This window comes from Amycolatopsis sp. NPDC004368 (assembly GCF_053602515.1).
The window spans coordinates 112,477-124,824 of sequence record NZ_JBSGDT010000019.1; the positions used below are offsets into that span (position 1 = coordinate 112,477).

The following is a 12,348-nucleotide window of genomic DNA, read 5'->3' on the forward strand; positions in this document are numbered from 1 at the left end:
GGCGGCGCGGATCTCCGCGGCTTCGCCCGGCTCGACTTGCGGCGAGCCGGGCGAAGCTCCGGAAAATGCCGCGTCTTCTCACGTGTCGGGCTTGTCCATTGTGGACCGCGCGGCCGCCCTGGGTCTGGAGTGGCCCCTGGACGCCGGTTGCATGTCACGGTGCAGGACGTTCCACTGTGGAGGTAGAGCCAGCCGAACCTTCACCAGCCGCGGTCCTTGGCGTTATACCGTTCTGGAAGGCAGGTGGTGGCGTTGAGGTCGGTCATCAGCCGTTGCACGCGTCGCTGTGTGCGCGGCGGGCGGGGGTCGTGCGGCGTGGATCTCCGTGGAGTTACTCGGTTCACAGTGGACTTATGGGTTACAACCAGCCGCGCTCCTTCGCGTTCATGCCGGCCTGGAAGCGGGTCGTGGCGTTGAGCTCGGTCATCAGCCGCCGGACGCGCCGCTGGGTGGTACGGGGGCTCCAGCCCAGGGCGCGGCCGATGCCGGCGTCGGTCTGGCCGGCGGCGAGCAGCGTCAGCAGGGTGGCCGTGTCGGGGTCGCGCTCCGGGGCCGGCGCGGTGAGTGCCTCGGTGATCGGCACCGCGCGGTCCCATTCCGCTTCGAACAACGTGACCAGCGCGTCGAGCAGCGCCGAGGCGTGGATGATGTACGCCGCGTCGACGACGTGCGGTGAGGAGCTGATCGGGATCACCGCGACTTCCTCGTCGGCCATCACCATCTTGATCGGCAGCCGAGGGCGCACGCGGGAGCGCTCGCCGTGGGTGCCGCTCACGAGGATGTCGTTGTGCAGCCGGCCGGGGACGGCGATGGCTTCGCGGTCGTAGATCACGCGATAGGTGATGCCGGCCTTGAGCCGCTGTCGTTCCGGGTCCAGGTTCTGCCCGGGGGAGCTGACGTAGGGCGGGCGGTCGAAGCCGCGGATCTGCGTGCGGGCCTCGTCCTGCAGCCGCCGCACGCGCGCGTCGAGGTTCTCCGCGCCGGTGACGACCTCGACGAGCTCGGCGGGGTGCGTGAAGCGGCTGGCCTCGCGGTGCACGGTCATCAGATCCTCGATCGCCGCGCGGGCGCTGCGCAGTTCGGCCGCGCGTTCGGCCGCGAGCGCTCCCAGTGCGATGTCGGGCGCCGCGGCGAGGTAGCGCGCCGGCCGGCCCGGGACCCGGCTCGCCATGCCGCTCGCCGTGAGCCGCGACAGGGCCCGGGTCACCTGCTGGGCGGAAAGTCCGCATTGTTCCGCCAGGTCCACGGCTCGGGTGCGTGGATGGCCGAGCAAAGCCGTGTACACGCTCGCGTCGGCGGCCGGGACGCCGAGCGCGTCGAGGTCCCGCGAGTGCTGACGTGTTCCCGCCACCTGGCGACTATTGGTCACGGTGGCTATCTTGCGCCACCCGTCGCGCGGCTGGGAAATTGATCCGATCACCGGCCGACCGCCGGTGTTTCCGCGACTCCGGCTCATCCCCCGATCCCTGTGCCCTCTCCGTTCCCCGACCCGAAAGGGAGCCAGGTGCCCCGCGCCCGAACGATCCCCTTCCGCCGTGTCCTGACCGCCGTGAGCGCCGCCGTGACCCTCACCGGTCTCGCCGTCGCCCCGGCCACCGCCGCGGCCCAGGCCGAAGCGCCCCCGCCGTCCAGACACGTCGCGATGCCCGACGGCGGCGACCTCACCGTCGACCCCGACGGCACCGCGACCCGCACCGACGCCCACGGCAAGACGCTGGCGAAGACCGTGCTCGCGCTGCCGCAGGGCACCTCGGCCCTCGGCAGCCTCGCACCCGGCGACGATGCCGTGCGGGCCGCCTTCGCCCAGAGCACCTCGTCCGCGCAGCCGGGCGACGTGCTCGTTCAGCTCGCCGGTTCGACCGCGGTCACCGGCGCCCCGCTCGCGGCAGGCCGCCGGGCGGCCAAGACCTCGGACACCGGCGTGAACGCGGCGCTGGCCGCCGTCGGCGCGACGTCGGTCGAGCCGGTGTTCCCCACCGACGTGCCCGCGCTCGCCGGGACCGTGCTCGTGCACCTGGGCGACAGCAGGCACACCGACGCCGCCGCGCAGAAGCTGGCCGCCACCCCCGGAGTGGTGAGCGCGCAGCCCAACCGCCGCGTCTCGGCTATGTCGACCGGTCCCGTGCCGGTTCCGCAACCCGCGGTGAAAGCGGCGAAGCTGCCGCAGGCACACCGGGAACCGCCGGCCGGCCTGCCGGCGAACTACGGCGTGACGTCGTCGGCCCAGAGCTACCTCAACGCGGGTGGCACCAACGCGCTCGCCGCGTACAGCCTCCTGCGGGGGAAGTCGGGCCAGCTGCCGGGCACCGGAGAGATCATCACCAACGTCTCGCTCGGCGACCTCACCGACCAGAGCATGGCCGACGCAGGTGACAACTACGTGCGCAACTACGGCCCGACGACCGTGGTGCAGGGCGGCCAGCGCTACCTCGACGTGCCGTCGATGCCCCTGATTCCCACCTACACCGCGGATTCCTCGGGCCGGCTCGACCCGCTCGGCGCGGTCGAGAACCAGGACCCGGCGCTCGGCGAGGTGCTGCTCGACTTCGGTGTGATGGCCCCGCTGCCGCACGACGCGCAGCGCGCGGGCGCCCAGGGCGACGGCTTCACCGATCTGCTGGGGATCGCGCCGGGTGCGCAGTACCGGCTCGTGGTGCCGCAGCAGCCGACGCTCGACCAGATCTCCGTCGCGCTGCTCGCCGCCGCGCGCCAGACGCCGCGGCCGGACGTGATCACCGCGAGCCTGGGCGTCGGCACCGACAGCGCGGGCTTCCCCGGCCGCTACCTCGAAGACGACCCGGTGGCCCAAGCCGTGATCACCACGATCGTGAAGCAGTACCACATCGTCGTCACCATCTCGTCCAACGACGGCACGCGCCTCTACACCCCGACGGCCGTCGGCCCGGACGGCGGCAGCACGCCCACCGACGTGACGCGCGATGCCCGCGCCACCACCGACATCGCGGACGACCAGTTCTCCACCACACCCACGAAGGTGCTCGACAGCGGCGCGATCGCCGTCGGCGGCACCACGCTCGACGACACGCTCGCCGTGCCGCAGCCGGCCGGCGGCGCGGCCGTGCACAACCCGACGTTCGCCACGACCCGCACCGACGGCGGCGGCATCTTCTCCTCGGGCTTCGGCACCCGAGTGGACGTTTCCGCGCCCAGCGACGGAATCCTGGTGATGGAGCACACGCAGCGCGGTGGCGCGCAGGACGTGACGCCGGTGCTCAACGGCGGCACCTCGGCGTCCGCGCCGATGACCGCGGCCGCCGCGGCGGTGGTGCTGCAGGCCGGCAAGCTCGCCGGCCGCTCGCTGAGCCCGGCCGACGTCCGGTCGGTGCTGGAGCACACGGCCCGGCCGGTGGCGTCGCCGCCGCAGATGGACCGGCCCGTGACGGTCGGCCCGCAGATCGACGTGACCGCGGCCGTGCAGTCGGTGCTCGGGGACCGCAAGGGTCGCGTCGACCCCGCGATCGCCGGGATCTCCGTGGCGCACCGGGTGACCGTGGGCGGTCTCGGGGGTTCGTTCACCGAGAACGCCGACGGCGGCCGCATCGACCTCGGCACCGACGGCACGGGGGAGGGGCTCGTGGGCCCGGTCACCGTCGGCGCCGACGTGGTGGGCGCGCCGGCCGGTGCGACCTACGTGCTGAAGATCCACGGTCACGAGTTCACCTCGGCGGTGCCCGCCGTGCGGCTGAGCCCGCAGGAAATCCTTGCGGCGGCCGGGCTTCCGGTGGTGTCCACAGAGGACCGAGCGGTGCCCGTGACCTTCGAGGTCCGCTCGGGACACCGCGTGGTCGCCTCGGCCGCGCAGACGCTCACCTTCGGGCCCACCGACGGCACGTACGCCGAGGCGCTCGCCCCGGTGGCGCCGGCGACCGTGGCCGTGGGCAAGGACGTCCGCGTGCACTACGACCTGACCGGCGTGCGGAACCTGTCGAACCCGCAGGTGGTCGTGTCGACGCTGGGGCACTGGAACCCGGTCAGCGCACCGCTGTTCGGCACGGGGTTCGTCGCGCCGCTCACCGCGACCAGTGGTGACGTGGTCGTGCCGGCCGGCGCGTTCGCCGGCGGGGCGGGGGTCTACGGGATCGGGATCGTTCAGCGGTCGGTGACCGGCACCGTGGGTGATCCGACGTACGGCGAGTTCGCGGCGATCCGCGTCGGCGGCGCGGCGCAGCGGCCCGACGCGCCGATCCTCACGGCGGGCGGCACTTCCGGGCACTTCCTGGAGATCACGCGGGCCACGCCGGCGTTTTCGCTCGGCTACGACGTGCGCGGGGTGCCGGGGGCGACCGGCGCGGCGGTGGAGGTTTCGGCGCCCGCGCCGACGTTGTACAACTCGTTCAACACCGTCACCAACGCCAACGGCGACCGGCGAGACCAGGGTGGCCCGAGCGCGGGATCCGTGGCGTACCAACAGCTTCCGGCGCGCAATGGCGTCGCGAAGCTCGACGCGGTGAAGCTCGGTCTCGAGGGCTCGGTCGGGTACGACGTGCGCGTGCTCGCCACCGGCCGCCACGGCGAGGTGCTCGGCCAGGCGTCGCCGACGTCATTCCTCGCGCTCGACGACGGGTACGCGCCCGGCGACACCGTGGTGACGAGCTTCGCCGCGGCGGCGCAGGGCATGTCGTACGTCGCGCTGCGCGAGCCCGGCGGTGGTGAAACGGTGCAGGAGTACGACGCCGTGAAGGGCACGTACGGGCGGGTGCTCACGTCCGACGCGTCCGGCGACGGCGGCTACCAGGTGCTCGGCGCGGACGCGGGTGCCCACCGGCTGGCGTTGCTGCACTTCACGAACGAGGGTTGGACGCTCGAAACTTACGACACCACGTCGTCGCAGCGGGTGGCGTCCGTGACCGCCGACGGTTTCTCGGTGCAGGGCGGCCGCGTCGACGCCACCCGCCACCGCGCGGCGATCCTCGCGAAGCGGACGGTGGACAACACCGACTTCGTGCTGCCGTTGACCTTGGCCGACGGCGCTCTCGGCACACCGCTGCTCGCGGACCCGCCGGGTGCGGTGGCGGGCACGTTCAAGATGATCGAGCTCGACGAGGCCACCGGGCTGGTCTACCTCGCGCGCACCGGCGGCGGCCCGATCTGCTTCGGCGGCGGCACCGCGTCGATGGCGGCGGTGGACCTCGATTCGGGGGAGACGCGCCTGTCCGGCGCGGGCAGCGTGTGCGCGGGCGCGATGGCGTATGACGACGGCGCGAACAGGCTGTACCAGCTCGTGTACCGCTCGGTGAGCCTGAACATCGTCGGCACCACCTCGCTCGCCTCGGTCGACGGCGCCACGCTGACGGCGGGCGACTCGTTCACGGTGCGCCAGCAGCAGGCCGCGTTCCTCGCGGTGGACGGGGTGCACCACCTCGCGCTGGTCGCGTTCCGCACGCCGCCGGTGATCTCGCAGTTCGGCAAGGTCAGCGGCGTGATCACCGACAGCAACGCGACGAGCCAGCTCGCCGTGATCGACCTGGCGACGGGCAAGCAGCTGTCGGTGGTGTCGGGGCTGAACTTCGTGTCGAGTCCCTTCGGCGGCGAGTACAACCCGCTGACCGAACGCTCGGTGCAGCTGGACCCGGCGACCCGGACGGGCTGGGTGCCCTCCTACGACGGGAGGCAGCTGCAGCAGTTCCGGTACTGAGTAGCGGGGTGACCATGCGACGGGGCCGGTCCGGGGTTGGACCGGCCCCGCTTGTGGTGCGTGCGTTGGCGGTGGTTGCGTGAGTGCGGGTTCTGGCGCGCCGCGTCTTCCGTCGGCGGTTCGCCCGCGGGCAGAGATCGTGCCATTCCGGACCAGTGGTTCGCCGCGGTCCGGCGGTTTGATGGCGATCATGACAGGAACTTTGACCGGGAAGATCGCCGTCGTCACCGGAGCGACGCGGGGTGTGGGCAAGGGCATCGCGCTCGAGCTCGGTGCCGCGGGTGCCACCGTGTACGTCACCGGCCGCACCACCTCACCCGGGCCGCTGCCCGGCACCGTCGCCGAGACGGCCGCCGAGATCACCGCCCTCGGCGGCACGGGCGTCGCCGTGCCCTGCGACCACCACGACGACGCCCAGGTCGAGGCGGTCTTCACCCGAGTCGCCTCGGAAGCCGGGCGGCTCGACGTGCTGGTGAACAACGTCTTCTCCGCGCCGGATCTGGCGGCGTGGCTGAACCGGCCGTTCTGGGGAGCTGCCGCTCGCGGCGTGGGACGAGGTCCTCGGCATCGGCGCCCGCTCGCACTACGTGGCGAGCGTGTTCGCCGCACCCCTGCTCTTCGCCGCGGGCGGCGGCCTGATCGCCAACATCTCCTCCCCGGGCGCGGCGGCGTACCAGCAGAACACCGTGTACGGCGTCGGTAAGGCCGCGGTCGACAAGATGACCGCCGACATGGCCCTCGAACTGCGCGCCCACGGCGTCGCGGCCGTGTCTTTGTGGCCCGGCCTGGTGCGCACCGAACTGCTCGCGGCGGCCGGCCGCGTGACCCCTTCGGGCCGCACCGTGCTCGACATCCCGGGCGCAGGCGAGTTCGACCTCGCGGCGGCGGAATCCCCGCGCTTCGTGGGCCGTGGCGTGGCTGCTCTCGTCGCGGATCCGTCGGTGCTGTCCCACTCGGGGCTCGTCCACACGACGACGGACCTCGCGACCCGCTACGGCTTCACCGACGTGGACGGCACCCTGCCCGGCGGGATCGCGGCTTCCTGAACTTGCGTGTAGGTCACGGGGTTCTCGACCACACCGGAGCCAGGCGCCAAGGCGGCTGTGGCAGCCGTTGCGGATTCTCGGGCCGGACACGGCCCCGCCCTCCCGAGGGGGGCGTCCCCGAGTCCATTTTACCGGCCCCCACCGACAAAAAAGCTGGTGAAGAGTGGTTCAGGCCTAGTTGTCCACAGCTGGACGGGTGATTACCAGGCCGCGGCGGCGCTGCCCGCATCATTCCCCTTTGACCGAAAAATCCCCGACATACGGAGACATCCCTCGGTGGGTTCACCGCGCAGACCGAGAGGAACACCACCCTCGACAAGTGCTTAGGTTTGCCTAAGCTCACCCGTGCCCGACCTGCCGGGCAGTCCCCTGGAGTCCGGAAAGGACCATCGCCGTGAGTACCCCTGTCACCCAAGCCGCGCTCGTCGCGGGTTCCGTGTCCCCCACCCTCCGGCGGCTGCACGCCGCGGCTGCCGCCCGGATCGTGTTCGGGGTGGTGTGGGCGATCGACGCCACGTTCAAGTGGCTGCCGGGCTTCGTGCACGGCCAGACGCTCGGCAAGGAGCTGGGCAAGGCCGACAAGATCACCACGCCTGTGGTGCACCAGTGGCTCGAGCTGTGGCACACCGTCGCAGGCTGGAGCCCGGCGGCGTTCGCCGTGGGGACCGCCGTCATCGAGACGCTGATCGCGTTCGGGCTGATCTTCGGGGTGTTCTCGAACCTGGTGTTCCTCGGGAGCGCGGTGTTCTCGTTCGGCATCTGGTCGGCGGCCGAAGGGTTCCACCTGCCGTGGACGTCGCCGGGCATGACGGACCTCGGACCGTCGGTGGGCTACATCTTCGCCTCGCTCGGCCTGTACTACGCGGCCGCCGGGTCGGTGTGGAGCGTGGACACGATCCTGCAGCCGAAGCTCGGCAAGCTCTCCTGGCTGGCCGCGAAACCCGCGGCCGGGTAGTCCGTTCAGTCCGCCGCGCCGGCGGACCGCTCGTGGCCGAGGTCGAGCAGTTCCTCGAAGAAGCCCCCGATCCGCCGTTCGCGGTCGACGAGGTGGACCTCGAGGATCCAGTGCGACGCCTGCCCGTTGCGGTCCGGCCGGCGCATCGGCCTGTCGCTGCCCGGGGCGATGTAGGACTCGATGCGCTCGCCGTCGAGGGTCTCGTGCGGGAACTGACCCACGAGGTGCCCGGCGTGCGCGCCGCCGAACTCCCAGCCGGCATCGGCGGCGAGTTCGCTGACATGCGCGTACAGCTGGGCGCCGGTCACGTCCCGGTGCGTCTCGAAGTACTCGCGCCCGGCCCGCCACACCACCGGCAGGCTGTCGCGCAGCCGCAGCTTCACGGGGTCGTCGCCGAGCACGAACGTCCGCCCGAAGTCGGCCTCGAACTCCTCGAAGATCGGGCCGAAGTCGGCGAACACGATGTCGTCCGCGGCGATCACGCGATCCGGCGGATTCTCGCGATAGGGCTTGAGCGTGTTCTCGCCCGAGCGCACGATCCGCTTGTGCCAGTAGCGGTCCACGCCGAACAGCTCGGCCGCGAGGTCGCGCACGGCGTCGCTCGCCTCGGTCTCGCGCACGCCCGGCGCGAGCAGCCCGCGCCGCTCGACCTCCTCGAACAGTTCGACGGCCTTGGCCTGCGCGTCGAGCAGCCGTGCCGCGCGCTGGGCCTCGTCCCCGATCAACTCACCCATGCCCCGAAGGTACCGCCACCCGTGGCGTCCGGTTTGGGTGCGTGCGGGGTCAATCGGGCGATTCCGGGGAGAACTCCACAGGTTGTGCACGGAGCCCGGCAAGGAAAATCTCAGGTACGGGGTGTGTCCTGATCGAGGCGACAAGCCACGAGCGGGACGAGCTGGAGCGGGAACATGAGCGAGCAGGAGCCGGGATCGACCGGCGGACAGGCCGGCGGTTGGCCGCACGGGGACCAGACTCAGCCGGGCGGGTACGGGCAGTCGGGGCCCTACGGTCATCACAACCCCTACGGCTACGGCTACGGCCAGGGCTGGGCACCGCACGGTGCGTGGGCGCCGCAGCCGGGCCCCCAGCAGTTCCCGCAGACGCCCTACCACCGCCCGCCGCGGCCGGTGCGCAGTGCGGCGATTGCCGTGGGCGCGATCGGGCTGTCGGTGATCCTTGGGCTCGGCATCGGGCACTTCGTGTGGACGCCGGGCTCGGATTCCGCCGGGGGCAACCAGAACTTCGGGTCCGTCGCGCCGCCCGGGGGCACCTCGAGCACGTCGATCGACCCCAATGCGATCGCGACGAAGGTCGACCCGGGCCTCGTCGACGTCAACACCGAGCTGGGCTACCAGAGCGCGGCCGCGGCGGGCACCGGCATCGTGCTGACCTCCGACGGCGAGATCCTCACCAACAACCACGTCGTCGAGGGCGCCACCAGCATCAAGGTCACCGACATCGGCGACGGCAAGACCTACACCGCCTCCGTGCTCGGCTACGACCGCAGCCACGACATCGCGGTCATCAAGCTCGCCGGCGCCTCCGGCCTCAAGACCGCGACGCTGGGCAACTCCTCCTCGGTCGCCGTGGGCGACGCCGTGGTGGGCATCGGCAACGCGGGCGGCGCGGGCGGCACCCCCGCCGTCGCCGCGGGCAAGGTGACGGCGCTGAACCAGTCGATCACCGCGTCCGACGAGTCCGCCAGCTCGTCGGAGAATCTCACCGACCTGATCCAGGTGGACGCGGACATCCAGTCCGGTGATTCCGGTGGGCCGTTGGTGAACGCCAACGGGCAGGTGATCGGCGTCGACACCGCGGCGTCGCAGGGTTTCCAGTTCAACGGCGGGCAGGGGCAGGGCGGGTTCGGCCGGGGACAGGGTGGTTTCGGGCAGGGTGGTCTGGGCCAGGGCCGGGGTGGTCAGGGCCAGGGTGATGGTGGTCTGGGTCAGGGTGACGACGGCGGCTTCGGCCAGGGTGACGGCGGCTTTGGCCAGGGTGATGGTGGTTTCGGGCAGGGTCAGGGCGGCCTTGGTGACGGCACCGGCGGGCAGGGCGGCTCGAGCGGCCACCAGGGCTTCGCCGTCCCGATCAACCAGGCGATCGACCTCGCCCACCAGATCATCGGCGGCAAGTCGTCCGACTCCGTCCACATCGGACAGAGCGCCTTCCTCGGTGTCTCCGTGAGCGACGCGGGTCAGCAGTCGCAGGGTGGTCAGGGGCAGGGTGGTCTCGGGCAGGGTGGTGTTGGACAGGGTGGCGCCGGCCAGGGTCAGTCCCCGTCCGCGGGCGGCGAAGGCGCTACTTCCGGTGCCCTCATCCAGGACGTCGTGGCCGGCGGCCCGGCCGCCACGGCCGGCCTCACGGGCGGCGATGTGATCACCGCCCTCGACGGCAAGGCGGTCGACTCCGCGACCACGCTCACGACCCTCATGGACACCCACCACCCGGGCGACAAGCTCACCGTCACGGTGGTGGACCAAGGCGGGCAGCAGCACGATGTCTCGGTGACTCCGGCGAACGGTCCGGTGGGCTGAGCGCTCGCTGGGATTCGCTTCGAGAGCCCCGGCCCGGCGTCCACCGCCGGCCGGGGCTTTTTGCTGTTGTTTCCGGACCGGCTTTCCCCCGGTGCGCTGCGGGGTTCTCGTGGGCCGGTCCGTCGTCCGGCGGTGGTCGGTGGCCGCACGAGCCGCCGGTCTCCCGTGCCCGCGCGAATCACCCGTCCGGCTGTGGACAACTGCCCCGGATCGCGGCTGACCCGGGTTTTTCGTCGGTGGGCGCCGGTAGAATGGGATCAGGGCCTGCCCCCTCGGGAGGGTGGGGCCTGTCGTGGGGCGGGCTGTGCGAACAAAGGCCCCGAACCGCGAGTCCGCCGGCACCACGAAGCCCCTGGAACCCGTGAGCCCCTGGAACCCGCGAGCACCCGGAACCCGCGAGCACAGAGCCCCGCCGGAACGGCGAGCCCCGCCGGTACCACGAGCGCCCGGAATCGCGAGCTCCTGAAACCACCAGGCCCGCCAAAACCCGAGCCCCATCGGAACCACTGCTGGCTCACATTCCCCGTTCCGGACCCCGCACCCGGCCTATTCTCTCCCCGGCACCGTCGCCGAAGTCGGGAGAGGGAATCCGTGGACTTCATCAGCACCCTGTCGTACGAGCCGCTCACGCCGACCGCCTACCTCGATCGCGCCGCGGCGGCGCATGGGGAGCGGGTGGCGGTGGTCGACGGGGTGGACTCCTGGACCTACGCCCAGTTGCACGAGCGGTGCCGCCGGCTGGCCGGGGCGCTGGCGCCGCTCGCGGGTGGGCGGCCGGTGGCCGTGCTGGCGCCCAACACGCACGTGCTGCTGGAGGCGAACTTCGGGGTGCCGTGGGCGGGGGTGCCGCTCGTCGCGGTGAACACGCGGCTCGCGGCGCGCGAGGTGGCCTACATCCTGGGGCATTCGAAGGCCTCGGTGCTGGTGCACGATCCGGTGTTCGACGAGCTGGTCGACCAGGCTCTCGCCCAGCTGGCCGGAGAAGCGCCGCGGCGGATCCGGGCGGGCGAGGAGTACGAGGCGCTGCTGGCCGCCGCGACGCCGAGCTCGATCGCGCCGCGGGACGAGCGCGAAGTGCTGTCCATCAACTACACCTCGGGCACCACCGGCCGCCCGAAGGGTGTGCTGTACAGCCACCGCGGGGCGTACCTGCAGGCGTTGGCGATGGTCGGCCACACGGGCCTCTCGCCCTCGGCCGTGCACCTGTGGACGCTGCCGATGTTCCACTGCAACGGCTGGTGCTTCCCCTGGGCGGTCACGGCGGCCGCCGCGACGCACGTGTGCCTGCCGAAGGTCGAGCCCGCGCGCGTGTGGCAGCTGATCCGCGAGCAGGGCGTCACGCACCTCAACGGCGCGCCGACCGTCCTCTCAATGCTCGCGTACGCGCCGGAAGCCGCGCCGGTCGAGAAGACCGTGCGGGTGGCCACGGGTGGGGCGCCGCCGTCGCCGGCGATCCTGCGGCGGATGAGCGAGCTCGGGTTCGACGTGACGCACCTCTACGGTCTCACCGAAACCTACGGCCCGGCCATGATCTGCGACTGGCGTCCCGAGTGGAACAGCCTCGGCGAACAGGAGCAGGCGCGGCTCAAGGCCCGCCAGGGCGTGGGCAACATGATCTCCTGCACCGCCCGCGTGATCGCCGACGACGGCACCGACGTGCCCGCCGACGCCACCACCATCGGCCAGATCGCCTTGCGCGGCAACAACGTCATGCTCGGCTACCTCGATGATCCCGAAGCGACACGTGCCGCCGTGCCCGACGGGTGGTTCCGCACCGGCGACCTCGGGGTGGTGCACCCGGACGGGTACGTCGAGCTGCGCGACCGCAGCAAGGACGTGATCATCTCCGGCGGCGAGAACATCGCGTCGGTCGAGGTGGAGCAGGCGATCGCCGAGCACCCGGCCGTGCTGGAGGTGGCGGTGGTCGCGGTGCCCGACGAACGCTGGGGCGAGGTGCCGGCCGCGTACGTGACGCTGCGCGAGGGCGAGACCGCAACGGAGGCGGAGATCGTCGAGTTCGTGCGAGAGCGGCTCGCGCGGTTCAAGGCGCCGAAGTCCGTGACGTTCGGCGACCTGCCGAAGACCTCGACCGGGAAGATCCAGAAGTACGTGCTGCGCGAAAAGGCGTGGGCCGGGGTCGAGCGCCGGATCCAGTGA

8 protein-coding genes are annotated in these 12,348 nt (G+C 71.9%); 6 read left to right on the forward strand and 2 right to left on the reverse strand.

What is annotated here, in order from left to right:
• Nucleotides 1-358 precede the first annotated feature (358 nt).
• Nucleotides 359-1,351 (reverse strand): helix-turn-helix domain-containing protein, encoded by a 993-nt coding sequence (locus ACWEOE_RS25155; protein ID WP_452012983.1) that lies wholly within the window; start codon nt 1,349-1,351, stop codon nt 359-361.
• A 153-nt stretch (nt 1,352-1,504) separates the two neighbouring features.
• On the opposite strand from ACWEOE_RS25155, the gene ACWEOE_RS25160 reads away from it, so the two are divergent.
• From ACWEOE_RS25160 to ACWEOE_RS25175, 4 genes are all read left to right on the forward strand, one after another.
• The gene (locus tag ACWEOE_RS25160) at nt 1,505-5,656 is read left to right on the forward strand and encodes a S8 family serine peptidase (RefSeq protein ID WP_452012985.1); all 4,152 of its coding nucleotides are present in this window, start codon (nt 1,505-1,507) and stop codon (nt 5,654-5,656) included.
• A gap of 190 nt (nt 5,657-5,846) precedes the next feature.
• Complete coding sequence (locus ACWEOE_RS25165; protein ID WP_452012988.1) at nt 5,847-6,359, forward strand: SDR family NAD(P)-dependent oxidoreductase; 513 nt, start codon at nt 5,847-5,849, stop codon at nt 6,357-6,359.
• Nucleotides 6,244-6,702 (forward strand): SDR family NAD(P)-dependent oxidoreductase, encoded by a 459-nt coding sequence (locus tag ACWEOE_RS25170; protein WP_452012990.1) that lies wholly within the window; start codon nt 6,244-6,246, stop codon nt 6,700-6,702. Before ACWEOE_RS25165 ends, ACWEOE_RS25170 begins: the two co-directional genes overlap by 116 nt.
• A 394-nt stretch (nt 6,703-7,096) precedes the next feature.
• Nucleotides 7,097-7,657, forward strand: a complete 561-nt coding sequence (locus tag ACWEOE_RS25175) for a hypothetical protein (RefSeq protein WP_452012993.1) — start codon at nt 7,097-7,099, stop codon at nt 7,655-7,657.
• A 5-nt stretch (nt 7,658-7,662) separates the two neighbouring features.
• Here the strand turns inward: ACWEOE_RS25175 and ACWEOE_RS25180 are convergent, their stop codons facing one another.
• Nucleotides 7,663-8,391 carry a M24 family metallopeptidase gene (locus tag ACWEOE_RS25180; protein WP_452012995.1) on the reverse strand — a complete coding sequence of 243 codons (729 nt, stop codon included), beginning with the start codon at nt 8,389-8,391 and terminating at the stop codon, nt 7,663-7,665.
• Nucleotides 8,392-8,565: 174 nt separating this feature from the next.
• Between ACWEOE_RS25180 and ACWEOE_RS25185 the strand changes: the two genes are divergently transcribed.
• Nucleotides 8,566-10,191, forward strand: coding sequence for a S1C family serine protease (locus ACWEOE_RS25185; RefSeq protein ID WP_452012997.1), 1,626 nt, complete (start codon nt 8,566-8,568; stop codon nt 10,189-10,191).
• Between the two features lie 600 nt (nt 10,192-10,791).
• Nucleotides 10,792-12,348 carry an AMP-binding protein gene (locus ACWEOE_RS25190; RefSeq protein ID WP_452013090.1) on the forward strand — a complete coding sequence of 519 codons (1,557 nt, stop codon included), beginning with the start codon at nt 10,792-10,794 and terminating at the stop codon, nt 12,346-12,348.